The organism is Microbulbifer aggregans, from assembly GCF_020524005.1.
Lineage (GTDB): Bacteria > Pseudomonadota > Gammaproteobacteria > Pseudomonadales > Cellvibrionaceae > Microbulbifer > Microbulbifer aggregans_A.
Map to the genome: position 1 here is coordinate 155,983 of NZ_JAIVKK010000007.1, position 17,399 is coordinate 173,381.

General features: G+C 53.2%; 13 protein-coding genes and 2 tRNA genes. 4 read left to right on the forward strand and 11 right to left on the reverse strand.

The features are described from left to right. Positions 1-45 precede the first annotated feature (45 nt). From ychF to LC093_RS14100, 4 genes are all read left to right on the forward strand, one after another. Positions 46-1,137, forward strand: coding sequence for a redox-regulated ATPase YchF (gene ychF, locus LC093_RS14085; RefSeq protein ID WP_226665964.1), 1,092 nt, complete (start codon positions 46-48; stop codon positions 1,135-1,137). A 69-nt stretch (positions 1,138-1,206) separates the two neighbouring features. Beyond that, positions 1,207-2,121 (forward strand): DMT family transporter, encoded by a 915-nt coding sequence (locus LC093_RS14090; protein WP_226665967.1) that lies wholly within the window; start codon positions 1,207-1,209, stop codon positions 2,119-2,121. A 105-nt stretch (positions 2,122-2,226) separates the two neighbouring features. Beyond that, positions 2,227-2,303, forward strand: a tRNA-Met gene (locus tag LC093_RS14095). 39 nt (positions 2,304-2,342) lie between these two features. Continuing rightward, a tRNA-Gln gene (locus LC093_RS14100) sits at positions 2,343-2,417 on the forward strand. A gap of 238 nt (positions 2,418-2,655) precedes the next feature. On the opposite strand, the gene LC093_RS14105 is transcribed toward LC093_RS14100, so the two are convergent. The 11 genes from LC093_RS14105 to zwf all read right to left on the reverse strand — a co-directional run bounded on the left by LC093_RS14105 (position 2,656) and on the right by zwf (position 17,368). Continuing rightward, positions 2,656-3,531 carry a polysaccharide pyruvyl transferase family protein gene (locus tag LC093_RS14105; protein ID WP_226665969.1) on the reverse strand — a complete coding sequence of 292 codons (876 nt, stop codon included), beginning with the start codon at positions 3,529-3,531 and terminating at the stop codon, positions 2,656-2,658. Positions 3,532-3,596: 65 nt separating this feature from the next. Next, positions 3,597-4,499: a sulfite exporter TauE/SafE family protein gene (locus LC093_RS14110; RefSeq protein ID WP_264193087.1), complete on the reverse strand. Its 903-nt coding sequence runs from the start codon at positions 4,497-4,499 to the stop codon at positions 3,597-3,599. A gap of 198 nt (positions 4,500-4,697) precedes the next feature. Then, positions 4,698-5,414 (reverse strand): SapC family protein, encoded by a 717-nt coding sequence (locus tag LC093_RS14115; RefSeq protein WP_226665972.1) that lies wholly within the window; start codon positions 5,412-5,414, stop codon positions 4,698-4,700. A gap of 98 nt (positions 5,415-5,512) precedes the next feature. Beyond that, positions 5,513-7,075, reverse strand: a complete 1,563-nt coding sequence (locus tag LC093_RS14120; protein WP_226665974.1) for a tryptophan halogenase family protein — start codon at positions 7,073-7,075, stop codon at positions 5,513-5,515. Between the two features lie 2 nt (positions 7,076-7,077). Beyond that, positions 7,078-8,607: a tryptophan halogenase family protein gene (locus LC093_RS14125; protein WP_226665976.1), complete on the reverse strand. Its 1,530-nt coding sequence runs from the start codon at positions 8,605-8,607 to the stop codon at positions 7,078-7,080. Between the two features lie 101 nt (positions 8,608-8,708). Continuing rightward, positions 8,709-11,315, reverse strand: coding sequence for a TonB-dependent receptor (locus LC093_RS14130; RefSeq protein WP_226665979.1), 2,607 nt, complete (start codon positions 11,313-11,315; stop codon positions 8,709-8,711). Between the two features lie 462 nt (positions 11,316-11,777). Then, the gene (pyk, locus tag LC093_RS14135; protein ID WP_226665982.1) at positions 11,778-13,214 is read right to left on the reverse strand and encodes a pyruvate kinase; all 1,437 of its coding nucleotides are present in this window, start codon (positions 13,212-13,214) and stop codon (positions 11,778-11,780) included. 126 nt (positions 13,215-13,340) lie between these two features. Continuing rightward, positions 13,341-14,378: a type I glyceraldehyde-3-phosphate dehydrogenase gene (gene gap / locus LC093_RS14140; protein WP_226665983.1), complete on the reverse strand. Its 1,038-nt coding sequence runs from the start codon at positions 14,376-14,378 to the stop codon at positions 13,341-13,343. Between the two features lie 121 nt (positions 14,379-14,499). Then, positions 14,500-15,132 carry a bifunctional 4-hydroxy-2-oxoglutarate aldolase/2-dehydro-3-deoxy-phosphogluconate aldolase gene (locus tag LC093_RS14145; protein ID WP_226665993.1) on the reverse strand — a complete coding sequence of 211 codons (633 nt, stop codon included), beginning with the start codon at positions 15,130-15,132 and terminating at the stop codon, positions 14,500-14,502. Positions 15,133-15,160: 28 nt separating this feature from the next. Further along, positions 15,161-15,871 (reverse strand): 6-phosphogluconolactonase, encoded by a 711-nt coding sequence (gene pgl / locus LC093_RS14150; RefSeq protein WP_226665995.1) that lies wholly within the window; start codon positions 15,869-15,871, stop codon positions 15,161-15,163. 39 nt (positions 15,872-15,910) lie between these two features. After that, on the reverse strand, positions 15,911-17,368 hold the full coding sequence (gene zwf, locus LC093_RS14155; RefSeq protein WP_226665996.1) for a glucose-6-phosphate dehydrogenase: 1,458 nt from the start codon (positions 17,366-17,368) through the stop codon (positions 15,911-15,913). Positions 17,369-17,399: the final 31 nt, after the last annotated feature.

Sequence of the window (17,399 nt, forward strand, 5' to 3'; positions counted from 1 at the left end):
TTCGAGGCTGCATTCTGGCCCACCATCAGCAACAGGATTCAGACCATGGGTTTTACTTGCGGCATCGTCGGCCTGCCCAACGTGGGCAAATCCACTCTGTTCAATGCCCTGACCAAAGCGGGCATCGACGCGGAAAACTTCCCATTCTGCACCATTGAACCGAACGCCGGTGTAGTACCAGTACCTGACCCCCGCCTCGACAAGCTGGCAGAAATCGTCAAGCCGCAGAAAGTGATCCCCACCACCATGGAGTTCACCGATATCGCCGGTCTGGTAGCAGGTGCCTCCAAAGGGGAAGGCCTCGGCAACAAGTTCCTCGCCAATATTCGCGAGACCGATGCCATCGCCCACGTGGTTCGCTGCTTCGAAGACGACAACGTAATTCACGTCGCCAACAAAGTGCACCCGGTAGCCGATATCGAAGTGATCAACACCGAGCTGGCACTGGCGGACCTGGACACCGTAGAAAAGGCACTGCAACGCTACAGCCGCGCCGCCAAAGGCCAGGACAAGCACGCCATCAAGATGAAAGCCCTGCTGGAAAAAATCCAGCCACACCTGGATGAAGCCAAGCCGCTGCGCTCTTTCGGGCTCAATGATGACGAACTGGCCAACCTCAAAGAGCTGAGCCTGCTCACTATCAAGCCCACCATGTACATCGCCAACGTGGATGAAGACGGCTTCGAAAACAACCCGCATCTGGATGCGGTAGCTGCGATCGCCGCAGAGGAAAATGCCGTACTGGTTCCGATCTGCAACAAACTTGAAGCAGAAATTGCCGAACTGGACGACGACGAGAAGCAGGAGTTTCTGGAAGGTCTCGGCATGGAAGAGCCCGGCCTGAACCGCGTTATCCGCGCCGGTTACCAGCTGCTGGGCCTGCACACTTACTTCACCGCCGGCGTAAAAGAAGTTCGCGCCTGGACCATCCCTCTCGGCGCCACCGCACCGCAGGCAGCGGGCAAGATCCACACCGACTTCGAGAAGGGATTTATCCGTGCAGAAGTGGTCGGCTACAACGATTTTGTAGGTAATAAGGGCGAAGCCGGTGCGAAAGAAGCCGGTAAGTGGCGCCTGGAAGGCAAGGAATACATTGTTGCAGACGGGGACGTTGTTCACTTCCGTTTCAACGTCTAACTCCGCTCCGCTACACTCTCCGCTCCCAAATCCGGGAGCGGAACCCCCTCCCCCATCTGAAAAAAAGCCATGTACCAATCCAACTGGAAAGTGGGGCTACCGCTCGCACTCACTACAGCATTCCTGTGGGCACTCCTGCCTATCGCCATGAAAGGCCTGATCGCCGACATGGATTCCACCACGATCACCTGGTACCGTTTTTTGGGCGCAGCACTGTTCGCGGGAACTTATTACGGCTGGCGCCGGCAGCTGGCGCTGGGGCAACTGCTACAGGGAAAGCTGCTCCCATATACCGTGCTCGCGGTCGCAGGCCTACTCGGGAATTACATCGCCTATGCAACCGGCCTGAACTACATCACTGCTGGCGCACTGCAGGTGCTGATCCAGCTGGCTCCGTTACTGCTTTTGATCTTCAGCGTCCTCTGGCTCGGAGAGCAATTCTCTGCGCGCCAATGGATGGGGGTCGCCCTGGTTTGTATCGGTCTGCCGCTCTTCTTTAACCTGCGCCTGCAGGAGCTGATTGAAGGGAATGACCGCCAGTACCTGATCGGAGTCGGGCTGGTGGTGATTGCTGCCGTTACCTGGGCGATTTACGGCGTATTCCAGAAAAAAATCGTGGCCGTCTCCCGCCCGCAAAACCTGCTGGTGATGATTTACCTAGCCGGGAGCCTGTGCTTCCTGCCAGTAGCCAAACCAGCCACCGCACTTACACTGGACGCGTTCTCCTGGGCACTGCTGATCTTTCTCGCAGCCAACACCCTGATCGCCTACGGAGCCTTCGCCAAAGCCATGGCCGCATGGGAAGCCTCCAGAGTTAGCGCCACGCTGGCCCTGGTGCCACTCATGACGCTGCTACTAAGCTCCCTGATAGGCACCCTGTGGCCTGAATATATCGAGGTAGAACCACTAAACTGGATCAGCTGGCTCGGTGCCTTCAGCGTGGTTTTCGGGTCGCTGCTCGCAGCGATGGGCCGGGGGCGCTGAAAACCACCCTTCGCGCTAACCCACTGATTAATTTATAAAAAAAGTGTTGACACTCCCCGGGAGCCACCCTATTATTCGCGCCCTCGGTTAGCCGAGAACATCAATGGCAAGGTAGCTCAGCTGGTTAGAGCGCAGCACTCATAATGCTGAGGTCGGGAGTTCAAGTCTCCCCCTTGCTACCATTTTCCATCTGTCAGACAGTGTCTTGCAGATAGCGGAATTGGGGTGTAGCCAAGCGGTAAGGCAGCGGGTTTTGATCCCGTCATGCGTAGGTTCGAATCCTACCACCCCAGCCATATTCGAGCTGTTCAGGAAATACTGAGCATCCGAAGGCAAATTAAAAAAGGCGATCCTCAGGGATCGCCTTTTTTGTTTTCGGAGTGTATCCGCAACCTAATTCAACAAGTTACTTAAGCAGCGATAGGCGTTGCTACTACCGCGCACCCTCTCAGCATCACAAGCCCTACCGGCCAGAGATCTTAACAATCTGGGAACCGGGTTCTCCCTCGGTACCCAGACCGCCCAGGCAGAGTACTACCAGCTCTCAACGGAGTTGAGACGACGCAGAAAATCCTCATTCTTAATCGGGTACGGGAATGCATTGACCAGTGGCCGAAGGTCAAGCCTTGGCGCTTCGTATGCCGCTGCGGCACGCTGCAAAATATTCCTATCCAGAAGCTGCCCGGAATCGAAGAACTCGGGGCTACGCTGCGTCGACAGGTAATAATCTTCAAACTTGAAAGGCGTGCCATGCAACCATTTTTTGTGGCGCATCGGCAGGTTGGGAATGCCGTAGGCATCCGCAAGGATCACACCGTGCAACGAGCTGGACACAATCAACTCGCACGAACAGATCTTCTCGATAAATTCACGCCAGTGTAAGCGCGGACTGATCAGAGCGTAAGAACTATCCTCAAGCTTCGCTTCCAAGTCCGCAAGGTGCGCACCGTGAGGGATTACGCCGACACGATACCGCTTTTCAACATTTGGCTGAAACAGGTAGGGCATCAGCAGACCTGGATCACCATAGACCTCAGGGCAATCCCGGCCATGCTCCAGCAGCGCTGCCCGTGTATTGGGGCCCCGTACAGCCACGATACGTGCATTTTTTGCCTTTAGCACATAGGGTGCATGATCCGGACGCATCAGCCCCGTCCCCCACGCAACATCCTTGTCCCGGATACCCGCGAGCACCGAGCCAATGGCGATCATCTTTTTACTGGAGAAGGGATGGGAGTAATTGACTTTGCGCCCCGCCATACCAGCAACGATATAAGGGCTAATCTGGTCGCCAATATTGTAAACGGGCTGGTAAAGCTTTCGGTAACGAAAAAGGTTGGACAGGGTCTTTAGTGGGTCACGACGACTGTAAAAACCATCGTAAAAGTGCAGCCTGATACTGTCGGGCATCATCAATTCCTTGACTTTGTGAATTCCATTTTCCTATTGGCACTCCTTATAACATCGATCCCACCCTAACTCAATTGAGGCGCCACCTCCTCAACACGCCGAGGGCCGCGCAAGCGCAGCCTCTCCCGCCTCAATCCGGAAGACCGCAACGCCTCGAACCCCCAAAGACACACGAGAACAGCAAGCAACGCCAAAGCTACACCCGGAGCCCCAAGAATTTGCCACTCAGATACACAGGCCCATACGAACTGCACGACACACAGCAGCGCGACAGCAAGAAGTGTCGGCGTCCGGCCAATCAGGCCAACCACAAATACACCCAGCGGCGCCCCCAGGGCCACCACCGGCGCAGCCGCCAGCCAATTGCCGAACACACCAGGCTGCCAATCACCAGCCACACTTTTTACGATCACCCCAACCACGGATGAAAAAGCCATGATCACCACAGAAGTCGGGATGGCCACTTTAAGGTCTACACGACTAAGCAGAACAAGTGCTGCGTATATCACCATGTCGATTCCCACACCGGTAACCGATACCGCAGAGAAACCTGCAACAGCGCCGAGCAATAGTCCCACGCGATAATCCAGAGGGCACTCCGGATCGCCGGCGTGATCATGCGCAGTGATCTCCCGCAAGCGGTACAGATGCAAGACCCCGAAGCTACCCCAGATCACCGCGAACGCAAGTTTGACCCACAACCCAGGAACAAGGGGCGCAAAGAACAATATCCCCAACGGCGTAGCAACCAAACTCCCCAGCAGTGCCCCCCGCAACATGGACCAGGCCAATACCTGGCGACGACAGAAGATGAAGATACTGGCACTGACCATACCAATGGATTGAACCGCGAAACTGAAATCCCGACCGATACTGGCCGGCATATCAAACAACAGCACCAAAACGGGAAAACCTACCGTTCCACCACCCATCGGAGTAGAACCGGCGGCATAGCTCCCAACAGCCATAGAAAGCGCCATAGGCCAATGATCGCAAACGACGCCCCACAGACCTTGCCCAAAGACAAAAAGAGCCCAGAGGCCGTAGAAAACGGCGAGGAAGAGTAGCCAGGGGATATATCGGGTAGGAAACATAGAGGGAATAAACAACTAGGGCCTCACAAGAGGCCCTAGTATCTCAGAAAGCTAAGCGATCCGAATCAGTGATTACACACCAGCCTGCATTTTGGCCAGTCGAGAAATCTGATGCATGGATGCGAGCTGTGCATACAGAGGGGGCAGGAAGCCGCGCTTGCGGAAATCAGCGAAGTCCTCTTCACTCATCTCACCCAGCTTCTTCTCATCCACCATGTAGATGCCGCTCAGGTTGATCTTTTCACCACCGGCATTCACAGAGATGTTCTGGGTAGTCAGCAGTTCTTTCTCGGTCAGGATGGTGATGAAAGCCTTGGTCATCTGGTCACTTTCCAGGTAGCCCACCAGAGACTCTTTCTTCGCCTTGAGGTACTCAGACTCTTCGCCAGACTCGGAGAACAGGGCGTTACCCTCTTCCTCACCAACTACCGGGCTGTTCTCGATCAGACCGACCATCAGCTGCTCTTTGTTCTCTCCAGCCGGAGCCAGAACAAACGGATGGTTGCGAATGGCGGCAGGCACGAATACGCCTTTCCACTTCTCACCGTCTACAAACAGGTTTTCGCCTACTTTCAGGCTGAGCAGTGCAACAGACTGGAACTGACCATTGTCGGAATTCTTGACAAAAACGATCGGGTATTCTGCACCCAGACGCGCATACTCGTGCGCGGTTACTGGAACCATGTGAGCATTCTTAACGTGCTCAAACGTCCCCAATTCACGAACTTTCAGCTTTCCGTGGACGTCACTGCGAAGAGGAACGATTTTTGGGGCTTCTACACTGGCCATACAACACCTTAATAAAATTTGAAGTTATTCTTAAAAACCCGCTTAGTATATTTTTTACACTTAAAAAGGGAAGTAAAACTTACACTAGGCACCGCCAATTATCCACCCATCGTACCGGCTCTACGGACTACGGACCGTATCAGCTCACGATGGGAAGGCAGTTCATCCTTGACACCAGCCGCACTGGATCGCACCTGATTCAGTAAAGTCTGCATACCCGGGCTAGCCGCATAATTCCGAAGCCTCTCGGGCAATCCAAGGTTAAACCCCATACCGTATGCGACATAGCGATAGCTGGCCAAGCCGAACATCTCAAACTTGTCGTTGAAGTCGATCTCCTCCATCGGAAAGCTTTGCCAGCGCTCCATACGCGCCCTCAAACCTTCCGGAACCGTCTCTATACGACGATTGTCCAGCCAGAAATCACTGTCCGTACGCTGAGAAATACAATAATGGAACTTGATGAACTCAATGATGCCCTCCCAACGCTGCCGAAACACCTTATTAAAGTGTCGTGATAGAGGCTCCATTTCCTCATATCTCGAGGGGAAACGCTCAATGAGCATCTTGACCGACTGTTCAATCATGGAAATGGCTGTGGCCTCAAGAGGCTCTACAAACCCAGCCGAAAGGCCTACAGCAACACAGTTCTTCTGCCAAAACGACTCGCGATAGCCCACTCGCATTGGTATCTTACGAGCATTCAACCGGTCACTGTTTACGCCTGTATATCGCTCCAGAACTGACATCGCTTCATCATCTGTTGCGTGATCACTGGAATATACATAGCCAACCCCGCTGCGGGATTGCAGACCAATATCCCAAACCCAACCAGCGCGCTCGGCCTGAGAATGGGTATATGACAGAATCGGACCACTCTCAGGATCCGAGTACGGCAACTGTACCGCCAACGCAGCATTGGTCAGCAACTGGTTTCCCACATCAAGAAAGCGAACACCTAACGACTCGCCCAGTAGCAGTGATGAAAAGCCAGAACAATCAATAAACAAGTCTCCAGAAAACTCGCGGCCATCTTCAGAAATAACAGCCTCAATCCTGCCATCCTCAGCATGACGAACAGAGCTAATCGTGGCTATCTCGTGTCGAACCCCGAGCTTGCCGACACAATGCGCCCTCAAAAAATCGATGAACTTCCCCGAATCGAGGTGGTACGCATATTGGTTCAATGCAGTGTATGGTTTCGCGACCTTTTGCTTCGGCCCCAAGCCCAAATCACAGACTGCAGCCTGAGCTGCTACCGCATGAGAAAAAGGCAATACACCTGCCTCTTCGGATTCCCGCGCCAACCAACCATAAGTCAGATCAAATGGTCCTGAGCGCGCAGGAAGATCAAACAGGTGATAGTAATATCCTGGCCTCTCAGCTGGATCATGTTTCCAGTTAGAAAAGCGAATCCCCTGCTTGAAGGTCGCGGAGCACTCCCGAATAAAAACATCTTCATCAATCCCGAGAAACTGCAGGGTATGGCGCATTGTAGGAAAAGTCCCTTCTCCAACGCCAATAACAGGAAGGTCACTCGCTTCAACCAACTGAACATGCATACCGCTTGAAGCAAGTTTTTTGGCGATCAGCCCCGCCGAAAGCCAACCCGCTGTGCCGCCACCGACAACAACAACCTTATTAACTGGATTATTATTCATGTTTATTGTTTCTGAAGACCGTACTTAACAACTTTCTCAATCAGAGAGCGGTGACTCGGCATCTGCCCCACCAACTGCTGAGATATTTTCTCAACATGGCTGGCAACCCGGCTTCGCCTATCGATGATCTCTTCAGAAACATCTGAAATCGCGGTCGAATACTGCATCCCGTACAAAACGTAGAGAAAATTTTCAACATCGAATATTTCAAATTTACTAAAGAAATCAAGATGTGATGGATGTCTGCTTTCCCACAAATTCAAGCGTTCCTGCAAATTCTTCGGAATGGAATCTTCCGCCCGATTGTCCACCCAAAAATCAGAGTCCTGCCGGTCAGAAATACAGTAATGCATTTTTATAAACTCTATAACTCGATCCCAGCTATAACCCAAGGTTTTATTGTATTGATGAGAAAACGTCGGAATATCACTAACCACTCTCGGGAATCGCTCTGCAAGAAACCTGGCCGCAAAATCCGTTAACAGGATTGAGGTCGCCTCCAGTGGCTCTACAAACCCCTGCGCCAATCCCAGGGCCACACAGTTTGCTTTCCAGAAAACCTCTCTACACCCGACTTTCATCGGGATTTTTCGATACGCCAAGGCTCCGGGCTCCACACCCAAATAGTGATGCAGTTTTCTCTCCGCCTCTACATCACTCATGTGCCCAGAAGAATAGACAAACCCAACACCGCGACGAGCAGGTAGAGCAATATCCCAAATCCAGCCAGCCTGATGTGCGGTCGCTATGGTATAGGGCGGAATTTCCTCGTCTTCTGCAGTTGGGACCTGTACGACTAGCGCGGAGTCCACCAGCAAGCAGTCACTCTTTTTCTCAAATTTCACGCCGAGCTTCTGCCCCAACAGGAAACATGAAAATCCTGTCGCATCAATATAGAAATCGAACTCTAATTTCCCCAATTCACGTGTAACCAGGCTTTCAATCAGCCCCGCCGCTCCAATATTCGCATCGGTAACATTTGCACTCAGGTACTCAACTCCGAATTTCTCCATGGCATTGTCTTTGAGTAAGGCTGCGAATTTTTTCGCATCAAAGTGGTAAGCATAGGTGCTATCACCCTGATACTCTGGACTGGTAATGCGCTTAGGCCCCAGACCGGCATCACATAATGCGGCTTGCGCCGAAACAGTGTCGGCGAAACTTTTCCCACCCTTCCCAGACAGCCAAAACTCGGTTAAATCCTCACCAAACGGGAATGGATAATCAAAAAGGTGGTAATAACTATTCCCTTCGCCGTGCCTATCCTTATCAAGCCAGTTCACATACTTGATAGCCTGCTTAAAGCTGACATCGCAACGCCGTATAAAATCAGTTTCACTGATCCCAAACTGCCTGAGTGAGTCTCGGATTGTAGGTACAGTACCCTCACCAACACCAATAACGGGAATATCCGGTGATTCAATTAATGTGATATCAATACCCGGCTCCCCGCCAAGTACTCGTCCTAAATGGTTAGCAGCTAACCAGCCAGCAGTACCGCCGCCAACAATCGCTATCTTCGAGATACGCACGCCATCACCTTTGAGCTTTCTTTTTCCTACTTTTACCTGCTAATAACAAAAAAACCCAGCCTAAGCTGGGTTTTTTTGTACCACATTTGAATGTGAAGAACTTAGAAGCGGTAGTTTACACCTGCTTTAAAGCGAGCTTCACCTTCATAGGAGTACGCAGGGTAGCCGTCGGAAGTACGCCAGAAAGTAGCATCACCCTGGTCACGACCCACCTGGATGGAGTCTTCCTCCAGCAGGTTCGTCACGTCGAAGGTAACATCCAGATTCTCCATGGCATACCATACGAAGCTCAGGTCCAGAGTACCAAAGTCCTGGTGCTCACGGTTACCGTAGAAGCCGATCTCACGGATCATGTACTCAGAGCGCCAGTTATAGGCAGCGCGCGCCGAGAACATATCGTTCTCATAGTAACCAACAAGGTTTACGGTGTGCTTAGAGCTGTCACTGAATACCGCATTTCCATCTTCGAAGTTGCTAGCATCGGCCTCTGCATCAGCCCAAGTGTAGTTAACGGCAGTACCAAAACCGTTGTCGAAAGCGTGCTGAAGCTGGAATTCGATACCGTCGATAGTACCGCCGCTACCATCTACCAAGCCTTGTACAAGCCAGTTGTCTTCACCAGTGTCTGGAGACACAATGCCAATGGACTGATTCGGGGTGTTACCGAAGGTGGTAAAGTTACTTACATCTTTGACGAAGTAAGCAACACCGAACATGTCGTCATCACCGTAGTACCACTCGAAACCGAAATCAGCCTGAGAAGCTTTGTAGGGCTTCAGCGCGACATTACCTTTGGTAACCTGCTCATTGCCCGGAATCTTGTCCTGATAGCCCGCCAATGCTGAGTTAGCAAACATGTCATTGTAGTTAGGACGTGAAATCACCTGAGCTGCAGTGAAGCGCAACAGCATGTCTTCACTCAGTTCCATCTTCAGGTTCATGCTCGGCAGGAAGTCATCGTAAGACGCTTCATCTTTTACCATGGTGTTGGAGTAACCATTGTTGATCCCGAGAACCGGATCAACCAGGCCGGGCTCCGGTGCGTAGTAGCTACCAGACACATCCGTAGAAATATAACGGACACCAACGTTACCACTAATTGCGCCTGACTCGAACTCAGCCATCGCATAGATGGCAAGATTATCTTCTTCGAGATCAACTGCAGAGGAGCGATCCTCAGCCCAGCCGGTAATCTTCGACTTGGTGTAGGCAACCATAGCATCGCCATTCGGCGCCGGGTATGAGATACCGCCCGCGTCGACAGTGCTGTTACCATCCACAAACAGTGAAGGGTCTACAATTTCAGCTTCAACCGCACCATCATAATCTTCGAACAGCGGTCGGAACTGCGACTGCTCTACGGCGTGAGAAGAGTAACGCAGACCAGTTTTCAGCGCGTAAACAGGGCCAGCATCCACTTTGAAGGTCAAATCACCTTGGAAATACTGTTCTTCATCGCTGTTGGGCTGACGAACCACCTCACCAGTTTGCAGGCCTTCCCAGCCAGCATAATTACCCGCAGTCGGCAGATCGGCCAGATCCATGCTCGGATCGAAACCATAGCCGATTTCACTGCCGGTTGCGTCAATTACACCATCAGTGCTGCTAGTGGTGTTCAGGTAAGCCACGTTGGTTTCGAAGCTGGTACCACCAGTCGCTTCAGTGGTGCCTGCTACTGCCTCGAATTTCACCGCGTCAGTTTCGTAAGTGAACCAAGCGTCAGTAGTCTTGGACTCCATGGTGCCCAGACGCGGGCGAACATCCCAGAATGACTGGCCGGCAGCGCCGTCGGAAGAGTCACACAGAACAGGAGCGCCCTGGGCATTGTATTCACAGTTATTCAGGTCCTGCGGAATCCAAATAGAAGCATTGACGTTGTCCGCCACCAACTCCAGATTCATGTGGTGCAGGCCGAAATCAATTTCATCAGTCGGCGCAAACTGCAAAGTAGCATCGAAAGCCGTGCGCTCACGAGTCTGCTGGAATACGGTCGGCGCGATACGGCCACCCCAAGAAGGCAGACCTTCCTGACCACGGCGCACAAGACTGTATTCAGAGGCAGCCGCAGCAACCATTACACCAAAGGTTTCAGCGTCGTTTTTAAAGCTGTACAGACCGGAGAGCGCAGGATCCACTTCTTCTGAAGAGGTGCCGTAAGTGCTGGAGGCTGACAGGAAAACACTGTTGGCTTCCAGGTCCAGCGGGCGACGGGTTTTAACGTTTACAGTACCGCCAACGCCACCTTCAACAAGGTCAGCTTGGGAAGACTTGTATACGTCTATGCCAGCAATCAGCTCTGGTGGCAGCATAGAGTAGTTGAACGAGCGGTCGATAGCCTGCTGGGAATACCAACCGGTCGAAGCTACGCTCTGTCCGTTCAGAGTGGTCAGGGTCAGCTGGTTGCTGGCACCACGAATAGAAACTGCGTCACCCTCACCAAACTGGCGAGAAACGGAAACGCCCGGGATACGACCCAGAGCTTCCGCAACGTTGGTGTCCGGGAACTTACCAATATCTTCTGCGGATACTGCGTCGACCATACCGGTCGCATCACGCTTGATATTCATTGCATCTTGCAGTGCTCCACGAATACCGGTAACGGTAATTTCTTCCAGAGCTGCATCCTGTGCAACTGCCAGCGGAGCCACCAGGCTACCACCGAGAACAGCCGCGCTGATCGAGAGAGCGAGTTTGTTGCGCTTAAGCATCGATTTCCCCTTCCTTTTTTATAGATATAAAGGTTTGGTTAGAAACTTTTTATTCACCTTGTACCGCCAAATGATAGCGCTGTCACTGATTTGTATGATAGCGCTGTCATTCTCATGACCGACAATACACACAAAAAAAATAAAAAGCTACTGCCCAAAAGGGCGAATAGAGGGGTTCTTTGCAACAAACCGCAACCAAAACTGCCCGTTGTGACTATTGTTCAACTCAGCAAAAAACAACATAAAACCCCAAAAACACAGAAAAACCAAAATTAAAAACCTCAAAACAGGATATTTACCAGCATTATCTGTCGGGAAGGTCGGGATTTATCAATTGATTCAGCCACGACATTCCGTTGAGACGAAATAACACGAATCGGTGGAGCGTTTTTCAGACGAGACAGGAGGGGGGGGGACCACTCCCCCTCGACAAGGGGAGTGGGGGACGTATCAGTAAAGGAATTACTCGATTTCTTTGATACGCATGGAGCTGGTGCCACCGCCAATATTCAGGCGCTCACCTTGGGTGATCAGTACCCGCTGACCTTTCTGAAGATCAATGCGGGCGCCCAGCACTTCGATAATGGCATCAGTCAGGTGACCTAGCGGTACTGAAGCCGGGTCAAACTCGATCGGCTCCACTCCGCGCAGCACAACCAGCTGGCGTGCGACCTGCGGGTGACGGGTCAGCGCAAAGATGGGCAGCTGGGAGGTAGCCCGTGACATGATCCGGGGGGTACGGCCAGATTCAGTCAGCGCCGCAACCGCACACAGGTTTTCCACCCGCGCCGCAGATTCAATGGCCGCCTGAGCGATCACGGTATCAATGCGCTCGGAGCCTGACTTGCTCACCGCGGGACGGGGAGTAGTACCCAGGTACTGCTCTGCACCAACCACTACTTCTGCCATGGACTCCACTGCAGCGACCGGGAAGTCACCGGCAGCAGTTTCAGCTGACAGCATTACGGCATCGGTACCATCGAGTACGGCATTCGCCACATCCATTACTTCCGCGCGGGTTGGCGTCGGGCTGGTAATCATCGACTCCATCATCTGAGTGGCCGTAATCACACCGCGATTCAGGGCGTTGGCACGGCCAATCAGTTTTTTCTGCACACCGACCAGAGCTGCATCGCCAATTTCCACGCCCAGGTCGCCACGGGCAACCATGATGACATCGGAAGCGAGAATGATCTCATCCATCTGCTTGTCATCACCGACCGCTTCCGCACGCTCGACCTTGGCCACGATTGCCGCATTGCTACCCTCTTCCCGCATGGCCTTGCGCGCAATTTCCAGGTCCTCACCACTGCGCGGAAAACTGACCGCAAGGAAATCCACATCCAGCTCGGCCGCGAGCTTGATGTCCTGGTAATCTTTTTCGGTCAAAGCCGGCGCAGAAAGACCACCACCCAACAGGTTAATACCTTTATTGTTGGACAACTTGCCGCCCTGCAGTACGCGACAAAACAGTTTGCTATTGGTACCGCCGGTTACTTCCAGGCGAATCTTGCCGTCATCCAGCAACAGAATGTTACCCGGCTTGCAGTCTGCGATCAGAGACGGGTAATCCACACCGACGCGCTGCTGGTTACCGCCCTCTTTCGGACAGTCGGCGTCCAGTGTGAACTCGGCATTGTTCTCCAGGAAGATACTGCCTTCCGCAAAGCGCGCAATACGAATTTTCGGTCCTTGCAGGTCACCAAGAATGGCTACCAGTCTATTTTGTGCGCTGGCCGCGCGACGCACTTCCTGTACGCGCTTGCGGTGATCGTCAGCGCTGCCGTGGGAGAAATTCAGGCGAACAACGTTGACGCCCGCGCGGATAATCTCGTCAATAACACGTGGCTTGTCCGTGCCGGGGCCGAGCGTGGCAACGATTTTGGTTTGGCGAATCATAATTGAGGGTACTGATTTATTGATTGGGTGTGAGACAGCTATTGTTTTCTTGAGCAACCACTAGCCGGATTGCTTAATTACCGAAGTGAGCATTGCGCCCACTCCGGTCTGCGCGAAAGATCGCTATCAGGCGACTTCTGCAGCTGCAGCCTTCAGGCTAAGGGCTTCCGCCATGGCAAGGCTGGTATCGAGCATACGGTGAGAGAAGCCCCACTCGTTGTCATACCACGCCATTACTTTCACCAGGTTGCCATTAACACGGGTGTGGTTGGCATCGAAGTGGCTGGACGCGGATGTGTGGTTGAAGTCCACGGAAACCAGCGGCTGCTCACAGAAAGACAGCACACCACCTTTAATGGACTCGGAGGCTTCACGTAACACCTGGTTGATTTCCTCTACGGTGGTCTCGCGGCTGGCAATAAACTGGCAGTCCACCAGGGAAACATTGTTCACCGGTACACGCACCGCCATACCATCCAGCTTACCCTTAAGCTCTGGCAGAACCAGGCCAACAGCGGCCGCCGCGCCGGTCTTGGTGGGAATCATATTGTCCGCAGCAGCGCGCGCACGATAGATATCCTTGTGCACAGCATCCTGAGTGTTCTGATCATTGGTATAGGCATGTACTGTAGTCATGAAACCACGCTCAATACCAACAGCACGGTGCAGAGCCTGTGCAACCGGCGCCAGACAGTTGGTGGTGCACGACGCATTGGAAACTACTTTGTGGTCAGCGGTGAGCTTGTCGTCATTCACACCGTAAACTACAGTCAGGTCGGCATCTTTGGAGGGAGCAGAGATCAGTACCGCCTTGGCACCGGCTTTCATGTGCGCGGATGCCGCTTCCTTGTCGGTAAACAGGCCGGTACATTCCAGCACCAGATCTACTTCCAGTTCGCCCCAGGGCAGTTCTGCAGGATTGCGCACCTGGCAAACTTTTACGGTATCGCCGCCGATAACCAGGTTCTCTCCCTCCACAGCAACTTCGGTATTGAAGCGACCGTGAACAGTATCGAAACGGGTCAGGTGTGCATTCGCTTCAACCGGTGCGAGGTCATTAATCGCAACCAGCTGAATACGGTCGTTATAACCGGATTCATAAATAGCACGGGTAACATTGCGACCGATACGGCCATATCCATTGATAGCAATTCTGAGTTTCATATCGCTACACCCTCTGTGAGATTTAATTTATTGAATTTATTTCAGCATGCGGGCGACCGGCTTCGGGCCCGCATGGTGACAGTTACTTATAACTGCTTGCAGCTTTCCCGCTGCGGTGAACTCATCCCTGCTTGAGGGCTGAAGCTTCTTTGGCCAGACGTGTAATCTCGGCCCAGTTTTTTTCTACGACCAGCTTGGAGGCCGCCATCCAGGAACCGCCAACACAGACTACGTTCGGCAGCGCCAGGTAGCTCGAGGCATTCGACGGGCTTACACCTCCTGTCGGGCAGAACTTCACTTGCGGCAAAGGACCACCGATAGATTTCAGCATTGGCACGCCACCGGCGGCTTCTGCCGGGAAAAATTTCTGGTAGCGATATCCACGCTCCAGAAGACGCATTACTTCGGAGGGATTTGCAGCGCCAGGCAACAATGGCACAGTGCTGTTATCCGCTGCATCGAGCAGTGCTTCGGTTGCACCGGGGCTAACCATGAAAGTCGCACCGGCATCCGCCGAGCGCTGTACGTCAGCCGCAGTCAGTACCGTGCCGGTACCCACGTGCGCATCCGGTAAGTGCTTGGCAATTTCTTCGACGGCTGCCAGTGCGGCTTCGGTGCGCAGCGTAATTTCCAGTACGTTCAGGCCACCTTCGACCAGAGCTTGTGCCAGCGGTAACGCATCCTTGGCATTCTCAATTACCAGAACCGGAACGACGCCGGCCTGCTCAAGTACTTGTGCGAGTTGCTTCTGCATATTTATTGTCCTAATTACTCGTTCCCGATCAGGGCGCCCAATAAACAGTGACCGGTTTCAGGCCCTGTTTGAGAATGCTACGAACCGGCATTTCCTGCTCATCGTCGCCCAGCAATGCCTGGCGATAGACCTTGAGCTTGTCTTCTCCGGTAATCAGCAATTTGATTTCCTTCGCCTGCAAGATCGCCGCAAGCGTCAGGGTCATGCGTTCAGTGTGAATGCCGGTTACCGCGCTTTGCTTTGCTGTAATGGCTTTGCAGACCTTATCGGATTTCGGATTCAGAGCTTCGTCCAGACCCTCCGCATAAGGGAAAAATGAAGCGGTGTGACCGTCATTTCCCATACCCAGAATGCAAACATCGTACGGCTGCGGCAATTCCTGATACGCGCGCTCGCACTCCGCTTCACCCTCCAACGGTGTCGCTGCCGGGTTTTTCATTCCCAGGCACGGTGCTTCCGAGGCTTCGTTCTGAAGCAGACTGTTGGCGATAAACGCGTGGTTACTACCGGCCTCATCCCTTTCAACCCAGCGCTCGTCCACCAGGGCAACATTGATCTGTTGCCAGGGGAGAGGACGCTTGGACAGGGCGCGATACACCGGCTCCGGCGTGCTGCCACCGGATACCAGAAAGGTCGCCTGGCCGTTCGCCTTAATACCGGCCTGCAGTGCTGCCGCACATTCATCCGCCAGCGCCAGGGTTAGCCGCTCTCTATCTGTGAAAAATTTTTCTTCGACCATATTTCTGAACCGTATATTGGTTGGGACCGCTATTTCCGGTCAGGGGTTGAACCAGTGGTGGCCATTTTCCGCCAGCAGTTCATTGGAAGCCTGCGGCCCCCAGGTACCTGCGCGGTAAAGCTGCGGCTGATTGTTGGTTTCGCGCCAGTGGTCGATGATCGGATCGACCCACGCCCAGGCCGCGGCCACTTCTTCACGGTGAATAAACAGTGCGGAGTTGTTGTCCGCTGCGTCCAACATCAGGCGCTTGTAGGCGTCACTCTTGAAGCTGTCGTAGGTATCGGACAGTGTCAGGTTTAGCTCGACCGGCTGCAGCTCCATCGTGAGGCTGTCCATTTTCTTCGCCATGAGCACCAGCTTGATACTCTCTTCCGGTTGCAGGCGAATAACCAGGCGGTTCGGCAGCACATCGCCCGCTTCTGGCTGGTATACACGGTGGGAAACTTTCTTGTACTGGATAACAATTTCCGCACAGCGTTTTTCCATACGCTTGCCAGTGCGTAGATAGAAAGGCACGCCTGTCCAGCGCCAGTTATCGATATGCGCGCGAATCGCGACGAACGTCTCGGTAGTACTGTTGGAGGCTTTCAGCTCTTCCAGGTAACCGGGAACCAGCTCTTTACCCAAACCGCCAGCCACATACTGGCCGCGCACAATATTCTCGTCGACACTGTTGTCAGTCAGCGGTCGCAGCGCTTCCAATACCTTGATCTTTTCCGAACGGATATTGCGTGCCGACATACTGTTCGGTGACTCCATCGCAATCAGGCACAACAACTGCAGCAGGTGGTTTTGCACCATGTCGCGCAGGGCGCCGGTGTCGTCGTAGAAACCTGCGCGGCCTTCCAGGCCTACGGTTTCGGAAATGCTGATCTGAATATGATCGATCGACTTGGCATCCCAGAGGTGCTCGAACAAAACGTTGCTGAAGCGCAGCGCCAACAGATTCTGTACCGTCTCTTTACCCAGGTAGTGGTCGATTCGGAAAATACTGTCTTCCGGGAAGAACTCAGCGATCTTGCTGTTGATCTCATCGGAGGTTTTGGCGTTATAGCCCAGCGGCTTTTCCACAACGACACGGGAGTTTTCGTGGATCAGCCCTTTAATAGAGAGGTTTTCGCAGCAGGGGCCAAAAACCGCCGGGGGAATAGCAAGATAAAACAGGCGTGTACGCGCAACGTCGTTACCGAGAAGATCGACCAGGGCATCCCATTGCTCGTCGGGCTTGGAAATATCCAGCGCAACCCCGCGCAGCATCGGGCTGAACTCTTTCCAGCTCTTTTCGTTGTATTCGCCATCACGCAGATGTGTCTTCAACGCCTGCTGTGCTGTTTTGAGATAACCATCTGCGTCTTCCTGACGACGGCAGACCGGGAAAATCCGGGTTCCCTTGGCGAGACCACCCTCGATAAATGCACGATAGAGCGCGGGGATCAGCTTGCGCAACGACAGGTCGCCGCCGCCGCCAAACAGTACCATGTCGAATGAATTTGCCATTGTGTTCTGCTCTTAAACAGGTAGCGCGGGC

Excerpts from the sequence above, each read along its gene's own strand:
- ychF (WP_226665964.1), top strand. The coding sequence starts at position 46 with ATGGGTTTTACTTGCGGCATCGTCGGCCTGCCCAACGTGGGCAAATCC.
- LC093_RS14110 (WP_264193087.1), bottom strand. The coding sequence starts at position 4,499 with ATGGCTGTTGGGAGCTATGCCGCCGGTTCTACTCCGATGGGTGGTGGA.
- LC093_RS14115 (WP_226665972.1), bottom strand. The coding sequence starts at position 5,414 with ATGGCCAGTGTAGAAGCCCCAAAAATCGTTCCTCTTCGCAGTGACGTC.
- pyk (WP_226665982.1), bottom strand. The coding sequence starts at position 13,214 with ATGATTCGCCAAACCAAAATCGTTGCCACGCTCGGCCCCGGCACGGAC.
- LC093_RS14105 (WP_226665969.1), bottom strand. The coding sequence starts at position 3,531 with ATGCCCGACAGTATCAGGCTGCACTTTTACGATGGTTTTTACAGTCGT.
- LC093_RS14130 (WP_226665979.1), bottom strand. The coding sequence starts at position 11,315 with ATGCTTAAGCGCAACAAACTCGCTCTCTCGATCAGCGCGGCTGTTCTC.
- LC093_RS14145 (WP_226665993.1), bottom strand. The coding sequence starts at position 15,132 with ATGCAGAAGCAACTCGCACAAGTACTTGAGCAGGCCGGCGTCGTTCCG.
- LC093_RS14120 (WP_226665974.1), bottom strand. The coding sequence starts at position 7,075 with ATGAATAATAATCCAGTTAATAAGGTTGTTGTTGTCGGTGGCGGCACA.
- zwf (WP_226665996.1), bottom strand. The coding sequence starts at position 17,368 with ATGGCAAATTCATTCGACATGGTACTGTTTGGCGGCGGCGGCGACCTG.
- gap (WP_226665983.1), bottom strand. The coding sequence starts at position 14,378 with ATGAAACTCAGAATTGCTATCAATGGATATGGCCGTATCGGTCGCAAT.
- pgl (WP_226665995.1), bottom strand. The coding sequence starts at position 15,871 with ATGGTCGAAGAAAAATTTTTCACAGATAGAGAGCGGCTAACCCTGGCG.
- LC093_RS14090 (WP_226665967.1), top strand. The coding sequence starts at position 1,207 with ATGTACCAATCCAACTGGAAAGTGGGGCTACCGCTCGCACTCACTACA.